19 protein-coding genes and 1 pseudogene are annotated in these 24,255 nt (G+C 64.3%); 13 read left to right on the top strand and 7 right to left on the bottom strand.

The genetic code is table 11. The annotated features are described in order from the left end of the window. Window positions 1-22: 22 nt before the first annotated feature. Window positions 23-1,069: a biotin synthase BioB gene (bioB, locus tag C0Z19_RS10445; RefSeq protein WP_102609749.1), complete on the top strand. Its 1,047-nt coding sequence runs from the start codon at window positions 23-25 to the stop codon at window positions 1,067-1,069. A 53-nt stretch (window positions 1,070-1,122) separates the two neighbouring features. On the opposite strand, the gene C0Z19_RS10440 is transcribed toward bioB, so the two are convergent. Then, on the bottom strand, window positions 1,123-1,548 hold the full coding sequence (locus C0Z19_RS10440; RefSeq protein ID WP_102609748.1) for a hypothetical protein: 426 nt from the start codon (window positions 1,546-1,548) through the stop codon (window positions 1,123-1,125). 225 nt (window positions 1,549-1,773) lie between these two features. Between C0Z19_RS10440 and C0Z19_RS10435 the strand changes: the two genes are divergently transcribed. The 3 genes from C0Z19_RS10435 to C0Z19_RS10425 all read left to right on the top strand — a co-directional run bounded on the left by C0Z19_RS10435 (window position 1,774) and on the right by C0Z19_RS10425 (window position 4,248). Then, the gene (locus C0Z19_RS10435; RefSeq protein ID WP_102609842.1) at window positions 1,774-2,739 is read left to right on the top strand and encodes a 2-hydroxyacid dehydrogenase; all 966 of its coding nucleotides are present in this window, start codon (window positions 1,774-1,776) and stop codon (window positions 2,737-2,739) included. Between the two features lie 100 nt (window positions 2,740-2,839). Beyond that, window positions 2,840-3,763, top strand: coding sequence for a hydroxymethylglutaryl-CoA lyase (locus tag C0Z19_RS10430; RefSeq protein ID WP_102609747.1), 924 nt, complete (start codon window positions 2,840-2,842; stop codon window positions 3,761-3,763). Then, on the top strand, window positions 3,760-4,248 hold the full coding sequence (locus tag C0Z19_RS10425; protein WP_102609746.1) for a YbaK/EbsC family protein: 489 nt from the start codon (window positions 3,760-3,762) through the stop codon (window positions 4,246-4,248). Before C0Z19_RS10430 ends, C0Z19_RS10425 begins: the two co-directional genes overlap by 4 nt. Before the next feature lie 252 nt (window positions 4,249-4,500). Here the strand turns inward: C0Z19_RS10425 and C0Z19_RS10420 are convergent, their stop codons facing one another. Then, entirely contained in the window at window positions 4,501-5,442 is a 942-nt protein-coding gene (locus C0Z19_RS10420) for a DMT family transporter (protein WP_102609745.1), read from the bottom strand. A 162-nt stretch (window positions 5,443-5,604) separates the two neighbouring features. Between C0Z19_RS10420 and C0Z19_RS10415 the strand changes: the two are divergent. After that, window positions 5,605-6,072 (top strand): annotated as a pseudogene (locus C0Z19_RS10415) (Lrp/AsnC family transcriptional regulator); the annotation flags it as partial. Window positions 6,073-6,139: 67 nt separating this feature from the next. Here the strand turns inward: C0Z19_RS10415 and C0Z19_RS10410 are convergent. Next, complete coding sequence (locus tag C0Z19_RS10410) at window positions 6,140-7,081, bottom strand: alpha/beta fold hydrolase (protein WP_102609743.1); 942 nt, start codon at window positions 7,079-7,081, stop codon at window positions 6,140-6,142. Between the two features lie 194 nt (window positions 7,082-7,275). On the opposite strand from C0Z19_RS10410, the gene C0Z19_RS10405 reads away from it, so the two are divergent. After that, entirely contained in the window at window positions 7,276-8,235 is a 960-nt protein-coding gene (locus C0Z19_RS10405; RefSeq protein ID WP_102609742.1) for an NAD(P)H-dependent flavin oxidoreductase, read from the top strand. Between the two features lie 16 nt (window positions 8,236-8,251). On the opposite strand, the gene C0Z19_RS10400 is transcribed toward C0Z19_RS10405, so the two are convergent. Next, window positions 8,252-9,271 carry a LysR substrate-binding domain-containing protein gene (locus C0Z19_RS10400; RefSeq protein ID WP_102609741.1) on the bottom strand — a complete coding sequence of 340 codons (1,020 nt, stop codon included), beginning with the start codon at window positions 9,269-9,271 and terminating at the stop codon, window positions 8,252-8,254. A gap of 115 nt (window positions 9,272-9,386) precedes the next feature. Here C0Z19_RS10400 and C0Z19_RS10395 point away from each other — a divergent pair, with 115 nt between their 5' ends. Further along, on the top strand, window positions 9,387-9,959 hold the full coding sequence (locus tag C0Z19_RS10395; protein WP_102609740.1) for a flavodoxin family protein: 573 nt from the start codon (window positions 9,387-9,389) through the stop codon (window positions 9,957-9,959). Between the two features lie 61 nt (window positions 9,960-10,020). On the opposite strand, the gene icmF is transcribed toward C0Z19_RS10395, so the two are convergent. The 3 genes from icmF to C0Z19_RS10380 form a co-directional block, all read right to left on the bottom strand. Further along, window positions 10,021-13,377, bottom strand: a complete 3,357-nt coding sequence (gene icmF, locus C0Z19_RS10390) for a fused isobutyryl-CoA mutase/GTPase IcmF (RefSeq protein ID WP_102609739.1) — start codon at window positions 13,375-13,377, stop codon at window positions 10,021-10,023. A gap of 192 nt (window positions 13,378-13,569) precedes the next feature. Further along, on the bottom strand, window positions 13,570-14,673 hold the full coding sequence (locus C0Z19_RS10385; protein WP_102609738.1) for a porin: 1,104 nt from the start codon (window positions 14,671-14,673) through the stop codon (window positions 13,570-13,572). Window positions 14,674-15,226: 553 nt separating this feature from the next. Beyond that, window positions 15,227-15,697 carry a peptide-binding protein gene (locus tag C0Z19_RS10380; RefSeq protein ID WP_146012037.1) on the bottom strand — a complete coding sequence of 157 codons (471 nt, stop codon included), beginning with the start codon at window positions 15,695-15,697 and terminating at the stop codon, window positions 15,227-15,229. A 325-nt stretch (window positions 15,698-16,022) separates the two neighbouring features. Here C0Z19_RS10380 and C0Z19_RS10375 point away from each other — a divergent pair, with 325 nt between their 5' ends. From C0Z19_RS10375 to C0Z19_RS10350, 6 genes are all read left to right on the top strand, one after another. Further along, complete coding sequence (locus C0Z19_RS10375) at window positions 16,023-17,033, top strand: bile acid:sodium symporter family protein (protein ID WP_102609736.1); 1,011 nt, start codon at window positions 16,023-16,025, stop codon at window positions 17,031-17,033. Between the two features lie 404 nt (window positions 17,034-17,437). Further along, a complete protein-coding gene (locus C0Z19_RS10370) occupies window positions 17,438-18,703 on the top strand; it encodes a GGDEF domain-containing protein (RefSeq protein WP_102609735.1) in 1,266 nt (421 codons plus the stop codon). Between the two features lie 119 nt (window positions 18,704-18,822). Continuing rightward, window positions 18,823-20,661 carry an EAL domain-containing protein gene (locus tag C0Z19_RS10365; RefSeq protein ID WP_102609734.1) on the top strand — a complete coding sequence of 613 codons (1,839 nt, stop codon included), beginning with the start codon at window positions 18,823-18,825 and terminating at the stop codon, window positions 20,659-20,661. Between the two features lie 139 nt (window positions 20,662-20,800). After that, entirely contained in the window at window positions 20,801-21,841 is a 1,041-nt protein-coding gene (locus tag C0Z19_RS10360) for a LacI family DNA-binding transcriptional regulator (RefSeq protein WP_102609733.1), read from the top strand. A gap of 62 nt (window positions 21,842-21,903) precedes the next feature. Further along, window positions 21,904-23,244, top strand: a complete 1,341-nt coding sequence (locus C0Z19_RS10355) for an AGE family epimerase/isomerase (protein WP_233196090.1) — start codon at window positions 21,904-21,906, stop codon at window positions 23,242-23,244. 29 nt (window positions 23,245-23,273) lie between these two features. Then, on the top strand, window positions 23,274-24,206 hold the full coding sequence (locus tag C0Z19_RS10350) for a carbohydrate kinase family protein (protein ID WP_102609841.1): 933 nt from the start codon (window positions 23,274-23,276) through the stop codon (window positions 24,204-24,206). Window positions 24,207-24,255 lie beyond the last annotated feature (49 nt).

Genomic DNA, 24,255 nt, shown 5'->3' with positions numbered 1-24,255 from the left:
AATCCCAACCAGGACACACGACATGACTGAAGCCCACCACGCTACGCAGACTGCCTCGCCGAACCACGATCAGGTCCCGGCGCAAGCGACGAGTCAACCCACGAGCACGACGCAGCAGCGCTGGCGCGTCGCGGACGTCGTCGCACTGTACGAACTGCCGTTCAACGACCTGATGTACCGCGCGCAGCAAGTCCATCGCGAGCACTTCGACGGCAGCACGATTCAGCTCTCGACGCTGCTCTCGATCAAGACGGGCGGCTGCGAAGAGGATTGCAAGTACTGTTCGCAATCCTCGCATTACGACACGGGCCTGAAGGCCGAGAAGCTGATGGACGTCGACGCGGTGCTCGAGGCCGCGCGCGTGGCGAAGGAAAACGGGGCGACGCGCTTTTGCATGGGCGCGGCCTGGCGCAGCCCGAAGGATCGCCATCTCGAACCGATTCAGCAGATGATTCGCGGCGTGAAGGCGATGGGGATGGAGACGTGCATGACGCTCGGCATGCTCGAAGACAATCAGGCGAAGGCGCTGCGCGAAGCCGGGCTCGATTACTACAACCACAACCTCGATACGTCGCCCGAGTTCTACGGACAAATCATTTCGACGCGCACCTATCAGGAACGACTCGATACGCTCGAACGCGTGCGTGACGCGGGAATCAACGTCTGCTGCGGCGGCATCATCGGCATGGGCGAATCGCGCCGCGAGCGTGCCGGCCTCATCGCGCAACTGGCGAACATGGACCCGTATCCCGAGTCGGTGCCGATCAACAATCTCGTTGCGATCGAAGGCACGCCGCTTGGCCATGTCGAACCGATCGACCCGTTCGAGTTCGTACGGACGATCGCCGTGGCCCGCATCACGATGCCGCGCGCCGTCGTGCGACTGTCGGCCGGCCGGCAGCAAATGGACGATGCCTTGCAGGCACTCTGCTTTCTTGCCGGAGCGAATTCGATGTTCTACGGCGATCAACTGCTGACGACGGGCAACCCGCAGGCCGAGGCCGATCGCAAGTTGCTCGAGCGGCTCGGCATACGCGCACAGAATGCGCAGCCTCGCGCCGCAAGCTGAAGACGCGGCGAAACACGAGGCCGGGCGCGCGATAGGAAGCGTACCAGCCCGTGCTATTTGGCTTCGTCCGCGAAACGAATCACGCGGAATCGGGCAGCCTCTTCGGCATTCGCCGTGCTCGCGGCGAGATGTTCGTGGGGGCGGCCGATGTCGATGCGCGAAACGTAGCCGGCCTGTCCGTTGCGCAAAGTCATGAGCGTCGGGTCGTCATCGTTGTATGCATAGGAGAATTCAGTCCAGCCATCCTTGCGCGCAGTCACGAGATCATCGACGAGGGGCGTAGCGGGATCGGGCGCGACGTTCCAATATCGTTCCGTCGCCGGGCTGTAGAGCGACACCGTCGAATCGCCGCCGCCAAACACCGCGTGCAGCCTGCAGCTCTCGTCTGCCCGATCCTTTTTGATCGTCACATCGCCGTATGGACTGGTGCAGACAAAGCGGCCGTTCTCGGCCATCAGGTAGATCGTTTCGGTATGCATCGTCTGTTTCGCGTCAGTTGAAACGCGACATCATCGGCCCGATCGGCGCGGGCTGACGCCATCAGCCCGGATTTCGGATCAAATCACGCGCCCCTGAGCTTCGTCGAATTGGCGTACGCGAAGCGCAACGTGACCTGACGGTTTGCAACCGCAGGCCGTAAAATGGCGGCCATCGTCAGTCCATGGACCGGGCAGCAGGGCCACTGCGGCTCCGCCTCACTTCGTATGAAAATTCTGTTTCACACGCCGCACGCCGACGAAGCGCCTGCGTGGCTTGCGTCGCTTGCCCGCGCTTTGCCCTCTGCCGACGTACGCCTTTGGACGCCCGGCGACGAGGCACCCGCCGACTATGCAATCGTCTGGCGTCCGCCTGCGGAGCTGTTCGCACCGCGCGCCGGTTTGCGCGCCGTCTTCGTGCTCGGGGCCGGCGTCGATGCGCTGCTTGCGCTCGAACGCAGCAGGCCGCGCACGCTGCCGGCCGGCGTGCCGCTCGTACGGCTCGAAGATACGGGCATGGCCGCGCAGATGGCCGAATATGCGGTCTACGCCACGCTGCGTTACATGCGGCGCTTCGACGAATACGAACTCGCGCAGCGGCAACCCCGGCAACCCGGTATCGAGGGGCGCTGGCAAGTGCTCGAACCGCACCCGCGCGAGACGTTTCATGTCGGCGTGCTCGGCTTGGGCGCACTCGGCGCGCATGTGGCGAAAGCGCTTGCAATGCTCGGCCTGCCTGTGCGCGGTTACAGCCGCACGCAGAAGTCGATCGACGGCGTCGCCACGTTCGCAGGCGAGGATCGATTGCCCGCGTTTCTCGACGGCCTGAAGCTCGTCGTCAATCTGCTGCCGAGTACGCCCGCGACCGACGGCATCCTCAACCGTACGACGTTTTCTCATCTCGCCCGAGGCGCCTACCTCGTCAATCTTGCCCGCGGCGCTCACGTCGTCGAACGCGATCTCATCGATGCGCTCGACGAAGGCCGCCTCGCCGCCGCGACGCTCGATGTGTTCGCGCAAGAGCCGTTGCCGCCGGCTCATCCGTTCTGGCACATGCCGCGCGTGACCGTTACGCCGCATATCTCGGCGCTGACGCTGCGCGAACCGGCCGTCGACCAAATTGCGCGTAAGATTGGTGCGCTTGCGCGCGGCGAAGCGATTGGCGGGATCGTCGATCCTTTGCGCGGCTATTAAAATTGCAGATTGAGCGAATCGGTTGGCGCACGCATGGCGCATATAACCGGTTTGCTTAGCATTCCGAACGAATTCGCATTCAACGAGGAGGAGACATTTCATGTCTTTGCCGACTGCAGTCAAAATCGTCGAAGTCGGCCCGCGCGACGGGCTGCAAAACGAAAAGCAGTTTGTCCCGACCGCGGTCAAAATCGATCTCGTGAACCGCCTGTCGGCAGCGGGCTTTCGCAACATCGAAGCGGCATCGTTCGTCTCGCCGAAATGGGTACCGCAGATGGCTGACGGTGCGCAGGTGATGGCCGGCATCGAGCGGCGCACAGGCACGATCTATTCCGTGTTGACGCCGAACATGAAAGGCCTGGACGGTGCGTTGGCCGCGCGCGCCGACGAGATCGTCATCTTCGGCGCGGCCAGCGAAGCGTTTTCGCAGAAGAATATCAACTGCAGCATCGCCGAGAGCATTGCGCGCTTCGAGCCCGTTGCGCGCCTCGCCAGAGAAAACGGCATACGTGTGCGCGGAAGCATCTCGTGCGCCCTGGGCTGCCCGTATCAAGGAGACGTACCGGTACCGGCGGTCGTCGACGTCGTGCAGCGCATGGCCTCGCTCGGCTGCGACGAAATCGACATCGCCGATACGATCGGCGTCGGCACGCCGGGCCGCACGCGCGAAGTGTTTGCCGCCGTGACGAAGGTGTTTCCGCGCGAACAGTTGTCGGGGCACTTCCACGACACGTATGGGCAAGCCCTCGCGAACATCTACGCGGCGCTGCTCGAAGGCATCGGGATCTTCCACGCGTCGGTGGCCGGCCTGGGCGGCTGCCCCTATGCAAAGGGAGCGACGGGCAACGTCGCCACCGAAGATGTGCTTTATCTGATGAATGGCCTCGGCATCGACACCGGGATCGATCTCGACGCCGTGGTGGCAATCGGCAATTTCATCTCGTCGTCGATCGGACGGGAGAATGCCTCGCGTGCAGGGCGCGCACTGCTTGCCAAAGCGGCCAACGCCGCCTGTGCGTCATGAACACGGCGGCGCTCCCCGATACGGCGCAGCGCGTCGCGCTGCTGCTGCGCGAACGCGGTCATGAGAAACCCGTGGTAATGCTGTCGCAAACGGGCAAGACATCGGCCGAAGCCGCGGCGGGCCTCGGTTGCTCGGTCGCGCAGATCGCGAAGTCGATTCTGTTTCGCCGCCGCCATGACGACGCGCCCGTGCTCGTCGTCGCGAGCGGGGCCAACCGTGTCGACGAAGAAAAAGTCGCGCAACACGTCGGCGATATCGCACGCGCCGATGCAAAGTTCGTCCGGGAAAAGACCGGCTACGCCATCGGCGGCGTGTGCCCGATCGGACATCTCACCCCGCCCGTCACACTGATCGACTCCGATTTATTGCAACTGGACAGCCTGTGGGCCGCGGCCGGGCACCCGCATGCGGTCTTCAATCTCTCGCCACAGGAGTTGATCGTGCTGACGGGCGCGCCCGTCGTCGATGTCGCGCTGCGCGCCTGACGGCATGTAAGCGGGAGAAGCAGCGGGAACAAGCGGGAAGCAGCGTGAGGCGGCGAAAAAGCAAAATCGCGGCGCATCAAAACCGCGGCGCTCGCACAGCCCCGCGCTGCATCGACGCACATAAAAAGAAAGCCGTTCATCATCGAGGACGAACGGCGCAATTTCCGACGTGATCAGCGTCAGTTGTCATGATACCGATGCGCCCATGCATGACGCATCGGTGATTTCCCTGCAGATGCCTGCGCTTCCGTTTCACTCGCTTTTTTGCGTGCCGACGAGGGCCCGGCTTGCGGCGATGCGTCGCGGTAGACCCAGCCGCCAGCCGAAATTCACGCCCGCCGCCGCCAGCAAAATCAGCGCGGCGCCCACGAGTTGCACCCATGCGAGCGTTTGCCCGAACGCAAATCGATCGCAAACGATCGCGACGATCGGATAGATGAACGACAACGCCGCCGTCATCGCGGTGGGCAACTTTTGGATGGCGCCGTAGAGCAGGACGTAGACGAGCCCCGTATGCACGACCCCGATCGTGCCGAGGTCGACCCACGGCATGACCGTCTTCGGCAGCGCATGGATCGTGACGAACGGGGCCAGTAAAACAATGCCGAGGGTGACCTGGATGAGCGCGATCAATTGAGGGGGCGTACCCTTGAGCCGCTTCGTGATGATCGACGACACGGCATAGAAGAAAGCGGCGGCAAGCGCATAGCCGATGCCCTTCAGATACTGGCCGGGCACCGCCAACACGGCGGGTTCCACTTTGACGACGAGCAAGAGTCCGAGGAACGCGACGCCGAGCCATGCGGCCGTCGAGGCCGTGATTCTTTCGCGGAAGACGATCACGCCAAGCACGACGAGCATGAACGGCTGGGTGTTATAGGCCACCGTCGCCATTGAAATCGAAGCGCGCGAGTACGCCGCAAACAGCAGCACCCAGTTCGCGACAATAGCCGCGCCGCCCGCCGCGGCAAGCCCGAGCACGCGCCACGACAACATGTCGCGACGAATCAGGCCGAGCGCCACGCAGATGATGGCCAGTGTCGGCGCGCCCAACAGGCAACGCACGAACACGACGTTTTGCGGCGACTGGCCCGAGGCCACGACGAGCCACCCGATCGTGCCCGAGATCAACATCGCGACGATCATCTCGATCGCGCCGCGCCGAATTTCCTTTGCTGCTTCGTCAATCGCCATATCAGCACCTGTCGCTGGTTATTCGCTTGAATTCGCTTGTAGTTCGGTTGCCGTTCCAGGCACGCCGAAGATCGATGCAAATCAGTCTAACGATTTGCATGGCGCAGCGACATAGCTAAACTTAGGCAAAAGTGCGATTTTCTCTCCGAAACGAAGGTGAATATGGTCAAACGCCTTTCCAACGATTCGCCGGCAGCGCTCGACGACACGGATCGCGCCCTACTGCGCCTGCTCGCCGAAGATGCGCGCACGCCCGTTGCCGATCTCGCGCGCGAAGTCGGACTTTCAGCGCCGAGCACGGCCGAGCGCCTGCGTCGGCTCGAAGCGCAAGGCGTCATCGAGCGCTATACCGTGCAGATCGATCCGCGTGCGCTGGGCTATACCTTGCAGGCCATCGTGCGCGTAAAGCCGCTGCCGGGGCAACTGCACCTCGTCGAAGACGAAATCCGTCGCATCCCGGAGTTCGTCGAATGCGACAAAGTCACGGGCGACGACTGCTTCGTCTGTCGGCTTTTTCTGCGCAATATCGAAGAACTCGACGAAATCTTGTCGAAGGTCGGGGAACGCGCCGAGACGAGCACGGCCATCGTCAAAGCAACGCCCGTCGCGCGTCGCCTGCCGCCGCTCGGAACGGCCGAGCGACATACGGCGCGCGACGCCCAGGAAGCGCCGGCAACGGCGGCCAAGCCGCGTGCACTCAAGCGCGGTATGCGTTGACGCGCCCGCCCGTGCGAACCCGATCGCCTTCGTCCGATTCATCGGTCTCGAAGAAGTCGTGGATTTCGGCGATCAGCGCATCCGGAGCTTCCTCAGGGATGTAGTGACCGCAAGGCACGGCGCGCCCACTGACGTCGCGCGCAACGTTGCGCCACTCGTGCAGCGGATCGAAGCAGCGCGCGACGACGCCCTCGGCGCCCCACAGCACGCGCACAGGGCAGCCCACCTTCAGACCGCGTTCGAGATCGGCGCGGTCGTGTTCGAGGTCGATCGTGGCCGAAGCCCGGTAGTCCTCGCACATCGCATGCACGGCGCCAGGCGAGGCCAACGCGTCGCAATAGGCCTGCAGCGCGTCGGGATCGAAGGGCGCGAGGCCCGCGTGGCGGCTGCCCATGACGGCTTTCACATAGGCCTGCGGATCGGCCCCGATCAGCGTTTCGGGCAACGGCTGCGGCTGGATCAAAAAGAACCAGTGAAAGTAGGCGGTGGCGAATGCGCGATTCGTGCCTTCGTACATGGCGAGCGTCGGCGCAATATCGAGCAGCATCATGCGCTCGACGGCATCGGGATGATCGAGCGCCATCCGATGCGCGACGCGCGCGCCGCGATCGTGCGCACAAACCAAAAAACGATCGAAGCCGAAATGACGCATGACGGCAACCTGATCGGCCGCCATGGCCCGCTTGGAATACGCCGCATGCGTATGGTCGCTCGCCGGCTTGCCCGATTGGCCGTAGCCTCGCAGATCCGTCGCGACGACCGTGAAATGCGCGGCAAGCCGCGGCAGACAGCGATCCCAGATCCGATGCGTTTGCGGATGGCCGTGCATCAGCAGCAAAGGAGGACCGTTGCCGCCCCTCAAGCCAAAGATCTCGACGCCCTCGGCGTCGAGGCGAAACGGAGTAAAGTCGGCGAAACTCATCGCACCAGGCTCCCGCTGCCATCGTTGTTGATCGAACCCTCCGTATTTTAGGTGCGTGGATGACACGCGCTCGTTCGGAATGCCACGAAACGTAGAAGCAGTGTACTCACTCGAAACTCACGCCCCACCGTCCGGCCCTTTGTATCCTCTATAATCGAACGATCGTTCTTTTAGAAAGGAAGGAGACACGCGTCATGGCCCTGCCCGCCGTCCTACAGAATTTGACGCTGCCCGTGGTCGCGTCGCCGATGTTTATCGTCAGCTATCCCGAACTCGTGCTCGCGCAATGCAAGGCCGGCATCGTCGGCTCGTTTCCGGCGCTCAATGCGCGGCCCGCCGAATTGCTCGACGAATGGCTGACGCGGATGAACGAGGAACTCGCGGCGCACCGGGTTGCGAATCCCGCTGCGCGAATCGGGCCGATCGCCGTCAATCAGATCGTGCATCAGTCCAATGGGCGGCTCGAGCAGGACGTGCGCGTCTGCGTCGAGCACAAGGTGCCGATTTTCATTACGAGCTTGCGCGCGCCTGCCCGCGAAATCATCGACGCCGTTCACAGCTACGGCGGCATCGTATTGCACGACGTCATCAATCTGCGCCATGCGCAGAAGGCGCTCGAAGCCGGCGTGGACGGCCTGATTCTCGTCGCGGCCGGGGCTGGCGGACACGCGGGCACGACATCGCCGTTCGCGCTCGTCGGCGAAGTGCGGCGTATCTTCGACGGACCGATCGTGCTTTCGGGCGCCATTGCCAACGGCGGCTCGATTCTGGCCGCCCAGGCGATGGGCGCCGATCTCGCCTATATGGGCACGCGCTTCATTGCGACCCAGGAAGCCCATGCCGTCGACGACTACAAGCGCGCGATCGTCAATGCGAGCGCGTCAGACATCGTTTACACGAATCTCTTCACGGGCGTGCATGGCAACTACATCCGCGAGAGCATCGTCAACGCCGGGCTCGACCCCGATGCGCTGCCGCAGTCCGACAAGACGAAGATGAATTTCGGCAGCGACAAGGCGAAGGCATGGAAGGACATCTGGGGTGCCGGACAAGCGGTCGGCTTGATGGACGATGTGCCGACCGTCGCCGAACTCGTTGCGCGACTGAAGCAGGAATACGACGACACGCGTGCGCGGCTGCTGTCGCCGCATTAAGCCGTATTAACCCGCACTAAGCCGCGCCGGGCGAGACGGCCGTCTCGCGCTCTATCCAATCGACGAATGCGCGCACGCCCGGTTTGACCCCGTGCGTTTCGCGGCTTAGCAGCCAGAACGCGTTGACGTCGGGGGCCGCCGTCGAGCCCACGCGCTCGAGCCGGCCGGCGGCGAGGTCGTCGGCAACGAGCGCGAGCGGCGCAAGCGCAATGCCGCGGCCGGCAAGCGCCGCTTCGATCGCGACATGCGTCACGCTGTAGAGCGGGCCCGACCCGGCCGCCCGCAGTAACGCGGGGGAGTCGAGTCCCGTTGCGGCCAGCCATCCGGTCCACACGTTGTTCAGCCGACGCGGCGCGCGGCTGCTGCCACTACCACTGCCGCCGCCAGCACCGCCCCCTCCGTCGCCGTTGACCGGCGGCGGCAATGTCACGCGCAACAACGGCACAGCAGAGGCCTCGTCGACCATCGACAACTCGTCTGGCAATGTCGCACGTAATGGCGGGCTGCATACGGGCAACAGTCGATTGTCGAACGGCAAACGTCTCGCGTGCAGCCCCCGGTAAGGACCGGGGCCATAGCGCAACGCGAGGTCGACGCGGTCATCCACCGCCAGATCGACGAGCGTCTCCGACACGAGCAACTGCAGATCGATCTGCGGATACTGCCGATGGAAGCGATCCAGCCGCGGCGCAAGCCAGCGCGAGGCGAACGACGGCACCACGCTGATGACCAGCGCACTGCCGCTCCCGCTGCGCGACGGCGACGCCTGCATCAATGCCGCCTCGATCCGCGCGAACGCGGCCGAGATGTCTTGCGCGAGCGCCGTACCAGCCTCGGTCAGGCGAATCGCGCGATTGAGCCGCTCGAACAGTTGCACGCCCAGATAGGTTTCGAGCGCCGTCACCTGTTGGCTGATCGCCGCAGGTGTCACGAAGAGCGCCGCGGCCGCAGCCTTGAAGCTGCCCAGACGGGCGGCCGCTTCGAACGCGCGCAGCGCATTGAGCGGCATGTTGTGGAGGGAAATGGTGCTCGACATCGAGCCAGTTTAGCGAAACTAATGCGACGTCGAAAAAATCTCGTTTGTCGCCGGGACACCCCGCCTTCTAAGCTCAGGCTTCTATCGATACCGATCAACCGATACGGACCGGCCCATGAACGAACAAAACGAATCGTTTCTCTTCCTGCTCGGCAGTTCGCGCCGCGACGGCAATACCGAGCAACTGGTCCGCGAGGCGGCCGCGGCGCTGCCCGCGCAGACATCGAAGGACTGGCTGCGTATGAGCGAGCATCCGTTGCCGCCGTTCGTCGATATCCGGCATGAGCCGGCGCCCGTCTACGAAACGCCGACAGGCGTCGAGGCAATGCTGCTCGAACGGACGCTGGCTGCGTCGCATCTTGTCTTCGCCATGCCGCTCTATTGGTACAGCCTGCCGGCCGACACCAAACGCTACCTCGACTATTGGAGCGCCTGGATGCGCGTGCCCGGCGCCGACTTCAAGCGTCGAATGGCCGGCAAGTCGCTGTCGGTCGTCACGACTGTGAGCGACGAAAATCGCAGCGTCGCCACGCCTTTGATCGAATCGCTCCGACTGACTGCCGACTATCTTGCGATGCAGTTTCGCGGTGCGGTGGTGGCCTTCGGCAATCAGCCCGGAGAAGCGCTGAACGACGCTTCGATCGTCGATCGGATCGGCGCCCTGCTCGGGGCGGGCGTGGCGGCCTGATAGAGGTACGAATCGCATCGATATGGGCGGACGAGCCGCGCCGGGACCCAACGCAATCCGCTCACATATTGCGGCGATACTGCCCACCCACTTCGAACAGCGCGTGCGTGATCTGCCCGAGCGAGCAAACGCGCACGGCATCCATCAGCACGGCAAACACGTTCTCGCCGCCGATGACGGCACGCTGTAGCCGCTCGAGCATCGGCGCAGCTTCGTCGCGATGTCGCGCATGGAACGCGGCCAAACGCTCGCGCTGACGCTCTTTTTCTTCCCGGGTGGAACGAGCCAGGGCGAGCGGGGCTGTCTGCTGCGCCTGCGGTTCGCCGACGAACGTATTGACGCCGACGATCGGATAGGAGCCGTCGTGCTTGCGATGCTCGTAACGCATCGACTCGTCCTGGATGCGCCCGCGCTGGTAACCCGTCTCCATCGCGCCGAGCACGCCGCCGCGCGCGGTGAGCCGATCGAATTCGTCTAGCACGGCCGCTTCGACGAGGTCGGTCAATTGTTCGATGACGAAGCTGCCTTGATTCGGATTCTGATTTTTCGCGAGACCCCACTCGCGGTTGATGATGAGCTGCACGGCCATTGCGCGGCGAACCGATGCTTCGGTCGGCGTCGTGATCGCTTCGTCGAAGGCGTTCGTGTGCAATGAATTGCAGTTATCGTAAATCGCGATCAGCGCTTGCAATGTCGTACGAATGTCGTTGAATTCGATTTCCTGTGCATGCAGGCTTCGGCCCGATGTCTGCACGTGGTACTTGAGCTTCTGGCTGCGCTCGTTCGCCCCGTATTTCTCGCGCAGCGCCACCGCCCAGATGCGGCGCGCGACGCGGCCGAGCACCGAGTACTCGGGCTCCATCCCGTTCGAAAAGAAAAACGAGAGATTCGGCGCGAACTCGTCGATCGCGAGGCCGCGTGCCAGCCAGGCTTCGACATAAGTGAAACCGTTGGCAAGCGTGTAGGCGAGCTGCGTGATCGGGTTCGCCCCGGCCTCGGCGATGTGGTAGCCGGAGATCGACACCGAATAGAAATTGCGCACGCTGTGTTCGATGAAATAGGCCTGCACGTCGCCCATCATCTTCAAGCTGAAATCGGTCGAGAAAATGCAGGTGTTTTGGCCTTGGTCTTCCTTGAGGATGTCGGCCTGGACGGTGCCGCGCACGTCGCGCAGCGCGGCCGCGCGCGTCTGCTCGATTTCAATGGCGCCCGGCTCGCGTCCCCGTTCGGCACACCGCTCGGCGAGCCGCGCACACTGCTGATCGATCGCCGCGTTGAAGAACATCGCGAGGATCGTCGGTGCGGGGCCGTTGATCGTCATCGAGACCGACGTCGCGGGGTCACACAGGTCGAAGCCGTCATAGAGTGCCTTCATATCGTCGAGCGTGGCGACCGACACGCCCGAGTTGCCGATCTTGCCGTAGATGTCGGGGCGCGCGTCGGGGTCCTCGCCGTACAGCGTCACCGAGTCGAACGCCGTCGACAAGCGCCGCGCCGGCATGCCTTCGGAAAGCAGCTTGAAACGCCGGTTCGTGCGCGGCGGGTCGCCTTCGCCGGCGAACATGCGCGTCGGGTCTTCGTTCTCACGCTTGAAGGGGAAAACGCCGGCCGTGTACGGGAAATAGCCGGGCAGGTTTTCGAGCATCAGCCAGCGCAGCGTTTCGCCAGGGTCCGCGAACGTCGGCAGCGACACCTTGCGCAGCGGCGTGCCCGAGAGCGTCGTCTCCACGAGCGGCGTGCGAATCTCGCGGCCGCGGATCGTCACGACGCGTTCATCGCCCGAGTATTCGGCCACGATATCGGGCCACGTATCGAGCAACGCGCGCTCGCGCGTGCCGAGCCGGGCCTCGCGCTCGGCCATCAATGCGTCCAGGCGCGATGTCAGCGCGTCAGCGGTTGCAGCGCCGCCGCCCTGCGCTTCCCTCGTCATCCGCTTCGCTTCGGCCAACTGCCAACGCTCGCGCGCACATTGAGCCTGCTCCTCCGAGCGCCGTCGATATGTGCGCACGGTCGCGGCGATTTCGGACAAATAGCGCACGCGCGCGGCCGGCACGATCGCACCGCCCTCGCGCGAGTGCCGCACATCGACATGCGGCAATCGTGCGCCGCCTTCGGGCACGCGCAATCCGCATTCGCGCAGTGCGCTCACGATGCGCTGATACAGCGCTGTGACGCCTTCGTCGTTGAAGCGCGAAGCGATCGTGCCGATGACCGGCATCTCCTCGGGCGCGGCGGAAAATGCACCCTTGTTCCGCTGCATCTGCTTGGCGACATCGCGTAGCGCATCGAGCGCACCGCTGCGATCGAACTTGTTGATCGCGACGAAATCGGCGAAGTCGAGCATGTCGATCTTCTCGAGTTGGCTGGCGGCGCCGAACTCGGGCGTCATCACGTAGAGCGAGCGATCGGCCACTTGTGCGATTGCGGCGTCGCCTTGGCCGATGCCGGATGTCTCGACGATCACGAGATCGAAACCGGCCGCTTTGCAGGCGGCGATCGCGTCGGGGATCGCATCGGGCAACTCGGTCGCGGCATCGCGCGTCGCGAGCGAACGCATGAACACGCGTGGCCCGCGCGCCCACTCGCCGATTGCATTCATGCGAATGCGATCGCCGAGCAGCGCGCCGCCCGATTTGCGTCGAGATGGATCGATGGCAAGGATCGCGATCGAGAGTTCGTCGCCGTAGTCGAGCCTGAAGCGTCGGACGAGCTCGTCTGTCAGCGATGACTTGCCCGCCCCGCCCGTGCCCGTGACGCCGAGCACCGGCACGGCGCCGATCGCCTGCACCCGCTCGGCCAACGCCGCGCGGGTGGCCGGATCGGCACGGCCGTTTTCGAGCGCACTGATCAGCGACGCCAGCGCGCGCCACGCAGAAGGGCCGCCGGCTCGCGCAGCATCGAGCGCGGCCAGCGGTTGCTGCGCGTTCGCCTCGTTCCACGCAGCCGGGCGTGCGGCGGCTTTGCTGCAGCGCGCGATCATATCGTCGATCATGCCTTGCAGCCCCATGCGTTGCCCGTGCTGCGGCGAGTAGATCCGCTCGACGCCGTAGCGCTCGAGTTCGTCGATTTCATCGGCGACGATGACGCCGCCACCCCCGCCGAAAACGGCGATGCGTTCGCCGCCGCCCTCGCGCAATGCGTCGACGAGATATTTGAAGTACTCGATGTGGCCGCCCTGATAGCTCGATACGGCGACGCCGTCGGCGTCTTCGTCGAGCGCCGCACGCGCGACTTCGGCCACTGAGCGGTTATGACCGAGATGGATGACCTCGACGCCGCTCGCTTGCAGGATGCGGCGGATGATATTGATCGCCGCGTCGTGCCCGTCGAACAGCGCGGCGGCCGTGACGAATCGCAACCGGGGACCCGGCGTCGGCCGTGCGGGACCGAGACGTTGCGGCGTCGAAAGATCGGTCATGGGCTGCCCTCGCTCGCGCTTGCCGGCTGTGTGCCTATGGTTCGCAGTATAGGCAACGGCGGGCAAGCCTGACGCGGCGGGGGCAATGAGGTGGGTTGACGGCGCAGGGTAGCGCGCCGAATGCGGCGAATCTCCTTCACGACGCCGGGGCACCGACGCCCCGGCATCTGACCGCGCTCAGTCGGCGCCCGCTCAAAACTTCGCGCGCATGCCGGCGCCGAGCGTCTGCCCGGTCGACAAGCCGCTGATCTGATCGTTCATGTACGCCGCGTACAGATCGGTACGCTTGGACAGCGGGTAATCGTAGCCCAGCGCCCAGGTACGACGCGTTTGATTCAAACCGCCGCTGTCGCGCGAGTACGCGTACGAAGCCATCGCCGTGCCGGGGCCCACGGGCACCGTCACACCGCCTTGCCCCGTGTTGACGTGCCAGCCGCCGCCCGTCAGACCATCGTTCTTCGTGTACATGTACTGGCCGTAGAACTTCACGAGCTTCAGATCGTAGCTCGCGCCGAATTGCGCAACGCTCTGGCTCTTGAACGGCACGATGGTGCCGAACGGCGTGACCTGGTTCAGATCGTTCGGCGCATTGTTGAAGTTCACGTACTGGTAGACGCCCGTGGCGGCGAACGGCCCGTGGAAGTAGAGGAATTGCGCGCTCCACTTCTTCGCGCCATTGTTGCCGGCCTGGTTGCCGAGGCCGTACATGATGCTGCCGGACAGACCGTTATAGTTGGGCGTCGAATATTGAACCGCATTGTTCCAGCCCGAATCGCCGACCACGCCGGTGTCGGTTGCGTAGTTCGCGCCGGTCGGCACCGCCGTGTTGCCGAGGAACACGTGGTAGACCATCGGCGAGAACGTGTACGAATCGATGAACGGGTTGAACAGGATCGTCGAGACGAACAAATGCGTCGTCAAACGGCCGGCCGTCACCGTGCCGTACGGCGATTCGATCCCTACGTAGGCATTGCGGGCGAAGAACGTGTCGCCCGAAAACCGCCCGTAATGGCCGTTTTGCGGCAGGAAGAAGTCTTCCAACGTGAAGACCGCCTTATAGCCGTTGCCGAGGTCTTCGGCACCCTTCATGCCCCAGTACGAAGTCGACATCCCGCCACCGCCTTCCACCCAGGCCCGCTTGCCGCCGGGGAATTGCTGCATCCCCGCCCAGGCGTCGACCTGCCCGTACAGTTGGACGCTCGATTGGGCTTGGGCGCTGGCGCCGGCGGCGGCCAAGGCGGCGACGGCCGCCATGCGAAGCGTTATTTTCAGCGCACGGCTGACGTTGGCTTTCATGAGATCTCCTGTCTTTGTCAAAAAAGTAAAGCGCGCGAACCGTTCGGGCCGTGGATCGCCTGGTTGGGTCTGGGGCGCATCCATCGTTACGGACCATTTTTCCGGACAGAAATACGTCCGCTTATTGCCGGTATAGCGATTCGCATAAACAGGCTGCCTGCGCCGGCGCGGCAGCGCGCGGGACAGGCGCAGAGCGCCGCCGTCGCGCCGCGGCCTGGCCGCTCGATCGAGCGGCAACCCGCGCCGACGCTCGCTTGCGCGCTCTCCCGCGAGATAGGTGGAAATAGTGAGGCACGCGCGCAGGACGACAAAATAATTTCGTCAGAGGAGTCCCTTCCGGCGCAGTGATCCCCAGATTTCTCATGCAAAAGTGTGGCGTAATTGCATCATCACGGCCGGAACCTGGCGGAACCGGGGCACGCAATGGCAATCGGAAAGCGGGGAAGAAAGCGTAGAAGGGAGACGGGGAAGGAAGCGGACGCGCAAGCCGGCGGCTTGGGGATAGAACAGTCGGCCTGAAATCCGACCGAGACGCGCTGCGAACGGAAGTCAGTCAGTTGCGATAGTCGTTGGCGGTCTGCGGCTGGCGCGAGCCCGGCGGCGGCGGATGCGGCACGTGATTCGCCCCGCGCTCCTCGTTGTAGCGCGCGATGTCGGCGCGGATCGAACCCGCGCGCAGGTAGGCGGCGCCGCCTTCGCGGGCGAAGGTACGCGCCTCGTCGCTGACGGGCCGGAACGGCGTCGCCGCCGCGGCGATCGACGGCGCCATGCGCGGACCGCCGTGCTGATAGGGATTGGTGGTGATGCCGAAGGTGGGGCGCTCCGGTCGCGGCGCGGCGATAGCCGCAGGCGCCGGCGCCCGCCAGAAAGAAGGGGCGGCCGGCCTCGCCGCATAGGCGGCTTGCGCGGCTCGCGGGCCTTGCGGCGGCCGGGCATGGGCGACCGAGACCGAGACTGCGCATAACACAGCCGCCGCCCAGCGCCCAGATGTATGAAAAGCCGAATCGGCCATGATCGATTGCACTCGCTACCATCCTCCCGGATGCCGTCGCGCAATCGGCGCGGAAAGGCACGCCTTCTTTACCGAGCGGTCGTCAGATAAATCGATGTTCCGAGGGATCTCGTTCAGTAATTTATGGGCCGCGCGTCTGGGTGTCGAGGCAAAAAATGTTAGGCGTGCGACGCCGTTGTAACGCAGTGTTACCGTGGCGTTTTTTGCCGAAGTGCGACATTCATGCGACCATTTGGGCCGCTTTGAAAGTCGCATTGCGCGCCCTGTTTTCCGCGCGTTTCTGCCTTGCGCATTTTTTGCGCATATCGGTATTTCATCGTTACGAGAAGTTTTGCTTATGCGTCGCCCTTCTTTTCTGGTCCCCGATAATTTCACGCTCGCGTTGATCGGCACCGTCGTGCTGGCGAGCCTCTTACCGTGCCGCGGCGAGACGGCCATCGCCGTCAATTGGCTGACGAATATCGCCGTGGGCCTGTTGTTCTTCCTGCACGGCGCGAAGCTCTCGCGCGAGGCTGTCGTGGCCGGCGCCACGCACTGGCGCCTGCATGCCCTCGTGCTCGTCAGCACGTTCGTGATGTTTCCGCTGCTGGGCCTCGCCATGAAGCCGCTGCTGGCGCCGCTCGTCACCCCGGCGCTGTACATGGGGATCTTGTTCCTCTGCACGCTGCCTTCGACGGTTCAGTCCTCGATCGCTTTCACCTCGATCGCGCGCGGCAATGTCCCGGCAGCCGTTTGCAGCGCGTCAGCGTCCAGCCTCATCGGTATCTTCGTCACGCCCGCACTCGTCAGCCTCATCGTGACGAATCATGCGGGGGCGTCCGGCTCGGGCTGGCATACCGTCGGCGCCATCGTCATGCAACTGCTCGTTCCGTTCATCGCCGGCCAACTGCTGCGCCCCGTGATCGGCCCGTGGCTCGATCGCAACCGGCGCATCTTGCGCTTTGTCGATCAAGGCTCGATCCTGCTCGTCGTCTACACGGCGTTTAGCGAAGCCGTGAACGAAGGGCTCTGGCATCACCTTTCGCTCGGCTCGCTCGCAGGACTCTTTCTCGTCAACGCCTTGCTGCTCGCCGCCGCGCTCGGCTTGACCACATTCGCCAGCAAACGGCTCGGCTTCAATCGGGAAGATCAAATCACGATCATCTTCTGCGGTTCGAAGAAGAGCCTCGCGTCCGGCATTCCAATGGCCAAAGTCATTTTCGCTTCACAGGCTGTGGGCGCCGTCGTGCTGCCGCTCATGCTGTTTCATCAGATGCAACTGATGGTCTGCGCGGCGCTCGCACAGCGGTGGGCGGCGCGCGACATGCACCACGAACATCCGCAAGAAACAAGCGTGCGCGCGAGATGAGCATGCCGGCCCAGCCGTGTCGGGGCCGCGCAATCCACCCGCGTCATGCGCTGCATCGCAAAGTCCTGGAAATCGACTTCTAAACCATTTGCCGCGCGCCTATAACGAAGGTTTGGATTTTGCGGCGCAAAAATCATTCACACTGCAAACGTTTGCTTTTTATCAATACGCAATCGAGTGAATCGTGCCGCTTCGTCACTGCCCGCCGAACCGGCTGAGCGCTGCGACAAAACCCCGATACCGAACGCAGCGGCACTGTGCCGCGAGCGACCGATCGTCGCTCATAAATTTCCTTAAAATCATCCCACTTGGGATTTAGCGCTATTAGAATGGCGCGACGGAACGGGGGCCGAGACACGATTCTTCCGTAAATGCTGAAATTGCACGTCCAAGCGAGAAAATAAATGAGCAGCGAGGATCGATCCGACGACGCACGCCCGGGAGCGGCGTCGCGCCGTACGCGGCGCATTCGGGGACAGCGCGCCAAAACGATCGAGGCGCCGGAAGACAATCAATCGTTCGAAGACTACGCGGCCCATCGCCTGTGGTCGTTCCTCTGCGCGCAACTTGCGACGGCGCTCGTCGGCTACATTGTGCTCGTCGCCGGCGACGCCTGGCTCGACAACCAGCGCATGACGCGAGCCGCGCTGACAAGCGCCCTGCCCGCCCTTCCCATGGCGGTCGCTCTCGTGATCGCCTGGGCCAAAGGCAGCGGCCTGCGCGCAAGCCTGGCCGCCCTCGCTTTCATCGCCTCGCTCGAAGCCGGCATCATGCTGCACGCGCTGCAATGGGGCGACGGCATGCTGATCGTCCTGCCGGCGTTCGTGCTGATTCCGCTCACGTTCAGCCCCGTCCTGCTGCGCGGATGGGACTTCCCCGCTGCCGCCGCGCTTGCCATTGCCGGCCCGCTCGCGCTCGTTGCGCTCAGCAAGCCGCCTGCCGTCGAGCAGTTCGGCGTCGTGCTGTCGATGTTCATCGCCATCTCGACAAGCCTCGTGACGAACCTGTTCGCCCTGCGCTCGCAGAAGAAGAGCTTCCGGTTGGAGCGTCAGTTGCGCGCATTCGCCGACATCGACGAACTCACGCAGCTGCCGCGCCGGCGCCGCGTCTTCGAACTGGGCCGGCGTATTCTGCTGCGCGCCGAACGGGTGGGTCAGCCGTTTTCGGTGCTTTACATCGACGCCGATCACTTCAAGTCCGTCAACGACCGCTTCGGCCATGAAGCGGGCGATCGCGCGCTGCAACTGATCGCCCGCCACATCCAGGACAGCATGCGGCCGACCGACGTCGCCGGCCGCTTCGGCGGCGAGGAGTTCGTCGTATTGCTGCCGTCCGCCGACCAGCATGACGCGGCGCGTGTCGCGGAACGGTTGCGCAAACGCATCGAAGAGGGGCGGCAACTCGAAGTCACGCTGACGATCAGCGTCGGCGTCGCCCAGCATGCACGCGGCGAGCCGATCGAGCGCGTGATTCGGCGCGCCGACACGGCACTGCTCGATGCGAAGGGCAGCGGACGCAATCGCGTCGTCATCGCCGAACCGACGCGCGATACCGCGGCGCCGAAGGACGCCGAAGCGATCGCCGTCGCCGATCTCGTACGCGAACACGTAGGCATCGATGCGGCGAACGACGCGCTCGCCCAACCCGATTGCAAGCCGCTGGCGGACTGAACGGGCGCGCCATCGCCCATGCACCATCCTCGTGCATCGCTTCATCGAAAATTCATTCAATTCTCAATGAGCACGGTCGATAAGCCGACTATCCAATCGTTCGGGCTTGTTGTTCCGTCATGTCATTCAGCCAGTCATCGCCGTGGGGCGAACCGACCATCGCCGATCTGATCGGTCGGCGAGCATTGACCGCCGTCTTCCAGCCGATCGTCGATTTCGACGGCGGCGCAATTCTCGGTTACGAAGGGCTCATCCGCGGCCCGGCCGGATCGCCGCTTGAAACGCCGGGTGCGTTGTTCGAACGCGCCTCCCATGAAGGGCAGTCCGTTGCGCTCGAGCACGCAGCCGCACGCGCCTGCGTGACCGCCTTTACGGAGCTCGGATGCGAGGGCAAGCTGTTTTTGAATTTCAGCGCCGACGCCCTCGTCGCACTCGGGCCGACCCACGACAGCACGGTCGATTGGCTGAAACGGCAAGGTCTCGGCGTCGATCGGCTCGTGCTCGAGCTGACCGAGCAAAGCACGATCGCGGATGTCCGCAGCTTCGCGCCCGCGATCGCGGCGCTGCGCGCAACCGGCGTCGGGTTTGCGCTCGACGACTACGGCACGGCCAACGCCAGCATGAACCTTTGGGTACGCCTGCAACCGGACGTCGTCAAAATCGATCGTTTCTTTATCGACGACATCGCTAACGACCCGCTCAAGTTCGAAGCCGTGCGCGCGATGCAGCATTTCGCGCAGGCAAGCGGCGCGCGGCTCGTGGCCGAGGGGATCGAAAACGCGGCCGATCTGATCGTCGTGCGCGATATGGGCATTGCGCTCGGCCAGGGCTTCCTGATCGGCAGGCCGGACCCGCGCGCCGCGCGCAAACTGGCCGAGCCGGCACGCGAAGCGCTCGGGGCGGGCCATATTGCCGTGTTCCCGGGCGCAACGCGCTCGCCCGTCGCCAGCTCACCCTCGGGCGGCATGGCCGCCGCGAAGATGATCGTTGCGGCGCCGGCACTGCCCACGAGCGCGACGAACAACGACGTGCTCGATCTGTTCAATCGCCTGCCGACGTTGCATGCGCTGGCCGTGGTCGAGCACGACAAGCCGATCGCGCTCATCAACCGGCGCAGTTTCATGGACCGCTATGCGCTGCCGTATCACCGCGAGCTGTTCGGCAAACGTCCCTGCATGCTGTTCGCCAACGCTTCCCCCGTGCTCATCGAAAAGTCGATGACCGTGGAGCAGATGGCCAAGCTGCTCGCAAGCGACGATCAACGCTACCTGGCCGACGGCTTCGTCATCACCGACGAAGGACGCTATGTAGGCCTTGGCACGGGAGAAAGCCTCGTGCGCGCCGTCACGGAGGTGCGCATCGAAGCGGCGCGCTACGCCAACCCGCTCACGTTCCTGCCGGGCAACATTCCGATCAGTTCGCACATCGCCCGCCTCGTCGGCCACCGCGTGCAGTTTTACGCCTGCTACGTCGATCTCAATCACTTCAAGCCTTTCAACGACCGCTACGGCTATTGGCAAGGCGACGAAGTGTTGAAATTCGCGGCCGCCGTGCTGGCGGACGTGTGCGACCCGACCCGCGATTTCCTGGGCCACGTCGGCGGCGACGACTTCCTGATCCTGTTCCAAAGCGATGATTGGCGGGACCGGATCGAGCGTGCGATCGATGCGTTCAATCAGGGCGCCCTGCGGTTCTATGCGGATGAGGATCGCGACGCCGGCGGTATCCACGGAGAAGACCGGCGCGGCAATCCGACGTTCTTCGGGTTCGTGACGATGGCCATCGGCTGCGTACGGGTCGACGCCAACGTCGAGGAAGACACGCGCTACGGCAGCGAGGAAATCGCCTCGGTGGCGGCCCTGGCCAAGCATCGCGCGAAGCAGGCCGACAGCGGGCTGTTCGTCATCGGGCTCGAAGAAGGCGCCGCGATGATGCATGCGCGCGAAGCTCACGTTTAGCAATTTTTACTAAACAGTAAAATGTTCCAGAATCACCGCCCTATCAACGCATAAGGGCAATCATGTAGCTCAAGGCAGGCACGTTTTTGCGGTTTTTACTATACAATCGGCCGCATCCCGACCCTCCTGACGAGCAACGATGGCCACCACGATTCGCGACATCGCCCGCGCGGCGAACGTGTCGATCGGCACGGTGTCGCGCGCGCTGAAAAATCAACCGGGCCTGTCCGAAGCGACCAGGCTGCGCGTGGTCGAAACGGCGCAACGGCTCGGCTACGATGCGGCGCAACTGCGCCCGCGCATCCGCCGCCTGACGTTCCTGCTGCACCGTCAGCACAACAACTTCGGCGCGAGCCCGTTCTTCTCGCATGTCCTGCACGGCGTGGAAGACGCCTGCCGCGCGCACGGCATCGTGCCGTCGTTGCTGACGGCCGGGCCTACCGAAGATGTCGCCGAGCAACTGCGCCTGCACGCGCCCGACGCGATTGCCGTGGCGGGTTTCGTCGAACCGGAAACGCTGGCGGCCGCCGCCGCGATGCAGCGCCCGCTCGTGCTGATCGACCTATGGGCGCCCAACCTGCGCTCGGTCAATCTCGACAACGCCGAGGGGGCCGTGTTGGCGATGCGGCACTTGTTCGCCCTGGGGCGCAAGCGCGTCGCGTTTATCGGCGGCTCGCTGGCGCACTACAGCATCGCGCAGCGCGCGCTCGGTTATCGGCGCGCATTCTTCGAGGCCGGCTTGCTGTTCGATCCTTCGCTCGAAACGTCGATCGACGCGCATCTGCCGCCCGACGAAGGCGCGGCGCTCGCCATGCAGCGGCTGCTCGACACACACGGTCCAGAGCGCAGGCCGACGGCCGTGTTCGCCTATAACGACGTCGCCGCGCTGGCCGCCATGCGCGTCGTGCTCGCACGCGGCTTGCGCGTGCCCGAGGATATTGCGTTCGTCGGCTTCGACGATATCCCGGCGGCCGCCCAGGCCACCCCCGCGCTGACCACGATCGCGACCGACAAGGAAGCGCTCGGCGTACGCGGCGTGCAACTTCTGCTCGAGGACACCCCCGGCGAGCTGACGGTGCGGCTGCCGGTCCGACTCGTCGCGCGGGCCAGCACTGTCGGCGATGCCAGCGTGCAGCACACGCTCGGCGCAACCAGCATCGAATCGGAAACCACATCATGACGAAGCTTCCCAACGCCCCTCGAAGCAACCGATCGGCGCTCGGCGCTGTCCATACCAATACGATGGTGCCGCCCGTCGCTAACTTTCGCGATCGCGCATTCTTGCTCGAGCACGTGGCCGACACGCTCGCGTTCTATGCGCCGACGGTCCACGACCCGTCGGGCGGCTTCTACCATTATTTCAAGGACGACGGCTCCGTCTATAACCGCACGTCCCGCCATCTCGTGAGCAGTTGCCGCTTCGTGTTCAACTACGCGATGGCCTACCGGCACTTTCGCGATCCGCAATACCTCGAGTACGCGCGCCACGGCCTTGCCTTCCTGCGCGACGCGCACTGGGATCCGGAGCATCGCGGCTACGACTGGGAGATCGAATGGCGCAACCGGGAAAAGCGCACGATCGACGGCACGCGCCATTGCTATGGCCTCGCGTTCGTCCTGCTGGCGCAAGCGCATGCGGCGATGGCCGGCATCGAAGAGGCGCGCCTGCAGATTGCGGAAACGTTCGAGTTGATGGAGCGTCGCTTCTGGGATCCCGCCGCCGGCCTCTACGCCGACGAAGCCACGCCCGACTGGCACGTGTCGACTTATCGCGGCCAGAACGCGAATATGCACACGACCGAAGCATTGCTGGCGGCCTACGAGGCGACCGGGCATCTCGTCTATCTCAACCGCGCCGAGCGCGTGGCCACGAATATCACCGAACGCCAGGCCAAGCTCTCGCACGGGCTGGTCTGGGAACACTTCCATGCCGACTGGTCGGTCGACTGGCATTACAACGAAGAAGACAGTTCGAACATTTTTCGTCCGTGGGGCTTCCAGCCGGGGCATCAAACCGAGTGGGCCAAGCTGCTGCTGATTCTCGAACGTCATCGTCCGCTGCCGTGGCTGTTGCCACGCGCCGTCGAACTGTTCGATGCGGCGCTCACGCATGCCTGGGACGACGAGCATGGCGGCCTTTGCTACGGCTTCGGACCCGACGGCAAAATCTGCGATCACGATAAGTACTTCTGGGTGCAAGCGGAAACGCTGGCGACGGCCGCGCTGCTCGGCCATCGCACGGGCAGCGAACGCTTCTGGGACTGGTACGAAGAACTCTGGAGTTATAGCTGGACGCATTTCGTCGACCATCGCTATGGCGCCTGGTACCGCATTCTCACGTGCGACAACCGCAAGTACAGCGACGAGAAGAGCCCGGCCGGCAAGACCGACTATCACACGATGGGGGCCTGCTACGAGGTGCTGAACGCGCTCGGTGAAACGAATGCGATCGCCGATGGAAGCGCGCAGCCGAATGGAGAAGCGCAGGCCTGGGCTGCGGCGACGCGGCCGGCCGGCCGCGGCAACGGCCACGCACACGGTAACGGACAAGGTAACGGCGGCGATTACGCAAATCGCGCTTGAACGGACAATCTATGCAAACATCGAGCGCAATGAGCGCGTCATCGGCCGCGACTGGCGTTGAGCGCGCCGGCTTTCCGCTGTTTATCAGCGCAGGCGACATTCTGACCGACCTCGTTCGCATGGACGGCGACCAATGGCGCTCGCACCCCGGCGGGGCTGGCTGGAACGTCGCGCGTGCGATGGCGCGGTTGGGCGTGCCGACGGCATTCGCCGGATCGATCGGCGTCGATTGTTTTTCCGATGAACTATGGCGCGCGAGCGAGGCCGCCGGGTTCGATTTGCGCTTCTTGCAGCGCATCGATCGCGCGCCGCTGCTCGCGATCGTTCATCAAACGCACCCGCCTGCTTATTTTTTCATTGGCGATGCGAGCGCCGACCTCGCGTTCGATCCTGAATCGTTGCCCGAAGGTTGGATGGGCGCGGCCCGCTGGGCGCACTTTGGCGGCATCAGTCTGGCGCGGGCTCCGCTTTCGGCCACGCTCGCGACCTTGGCGGCCGATTTGCGCGCGAAAGGCGTGCGCATCAGCTTCGATCCGAACTACCGCAATCTGATGGCGCACGGCTACCGCCCGATGCTCGAGACGATGGCTTCGCTGGCCGATCTGATCAAGGTTTCCGACGAGGACTTGCGCTGTCTGTTCGGCACGGACGAGGACACCGCGTTGGACACGCTGCGCGCGATGAATCCCGCGGCCACGGTGCTCGTCACACGCGGCTCGGGTCCGGCGACGCTGCTGGCCCCGAACGAGACGATCGCGGCGATGCCGCCGCGCGTCGAAGTGGTCGATACGGTGGGCGCGGGCGACGCCTCGATCGGCGGCCTGCTGTTCAGTCTGATGGAGCGTCCCGAGCGCGGCTGGCTCGACCATCTGGCGTTCGCGCTGGCGGCGGGTGCCGCCGCGTGTCGGCACGCGGGCGCGCATTCGCCGTCGCTCGACGAGATCGTTGCACTGCTGCAGTAAAACTGCGCTCATGCGGATCGGCCTGATCGGGCCGACCGCGTCGCTCGGC

Source organism: Trinickia soli, from assembly GCF_002879855.1.
GTDB lineage: Bacteria > Pseudomonadota > Gammaproteobacteria > Burkholderiales > Burkholderiaceae > Trinickia > Trinickia soli.
Note: the sequence above shows the minus strand (reverse complement) of the source record. Positions and strands in the feature narration are given on the sequence as shown.

Coding starts and splice junctions, on each gene's coding strand:
- bioB (WP_102609749.1), top strand. CDS start 23: ATGACTGAAGCCCACCACGCTACGCAGACTGCCTCGCCGAACCACGAT.
- C0Z19_RS10440 (WP_102609748.1), bottom strand. CDS start 1,548: ATGCATACCGAAACGATCTACCTGATGGCCGAGAACGGCCGCTTTGTC.
- C0Z19_RS10435 (WP_102609842.1), top strand. CDS start 1,774: ATGAAAATTCTGTTTCACACGCCGCACGCCGACGAAGCGCCTGCGTGG.
- C0Z19_RS10430 (WP_102609747.1), top strand. CDS start 2,840: ATGTCTTTGCCGACTGCAGTCAAAATCGTCGAAGTCGGCCCGCGCGAC.
- C0Z19_RS10425 (WP_102609746.1), top strand. CDS start 3,760: ATGAACACGGCGGCGCTCCCCGATACGGCGCAGCGCGTCGCGCTGCTG.
- C0Z19_RS10420 (WP_102609745.1), bottom strand. CDS start 5,442: ATGGCGATTGACGAAGCAGCAAAGGAAATTCGGCGCGGCGCGATCGAG.
- C0Z19_RS10410 (WP_102609743.1), bottom strand. CDS start 7,081: ATGAGTTTCGCCGACTTTACTCCGTTTCGCCTCGACGCCGAGGGCGTC.
- C0Z19_RS10405 (WP_102609742.1), top strand. CDS start 7,276: ATGGCCCTGCCCGCCGTCCTACAGAATTTGACGCTGCCCGTGGTCGCG.
- C0Z19_RS10400 (WP_102609741.1), bottom strand. CDS start 9,271: ATGTCGAGCACCATTTCCCTCCACAACATGCCGCTCAATGCGCTGCGC.
- C0Z19_RS10395 (WP_102609740.1), top strand. CDS start 9,387: ATGAACGAACAAAACGAATCGTTTCTCTTCCTGCTCGGCAGTTCGCGC.
- icmF (WP_102609739.1), bottom strand. CDS start 13,377: ATGACCGATCTTTCGACGCCGCAACGTCTCGGTCCCGCACGGCCGACG.
- C0Z19_RS10385 (WP_102609738.1), bottom strand. CDS start 14,673: ATGAAAGCCAACGTCAGCCGTGCGCTGAAAATAACGCTTCGCATGGCG.
- C0Z19_RS10375 (WP_102609736.1), top strand. CDS start 16,023: ATGCGTCGCCCTTCTTTTCTGGTCCCCGATAATTTCACGCTCGCGTTG.
- C0Z19_RS10370 (WP_102609735.1), top strand. CDS start 17,438: ATGAGCAGCGAGGATCGATCCGACGACGCACGCCCGGGAGCGGCGTCG.
- C0Z19_RS10365 (WP_102609734.1), top strand. CDS start 18,823: ATGTCATTCAGCCAGTCATCGCCGTGGGGCGAACCGACCATCGCCGAT.
- C0Z19_RS10360 (WP_102609733.1), top strand. CDS start 20,801: ATGGCCACCACGATTCGCGACATCGCCCGCGCGGCGAACGTGTCGATC.
- C0Z19_RS10355 (WP_233196090.1), top strand. CDS start 21,904: ATGGTGCCGCCCGTCGCTAACTTTCGCGATCGCGCATTCTTGCTCGAG.
- C0Z19_RS10350 (WP_102609841.1), top strand. CDS start 23,274: ATGAGCGCGTCATCGGCCGCGACTGGCGTTGAGCGCGCCGGCTTTCCG.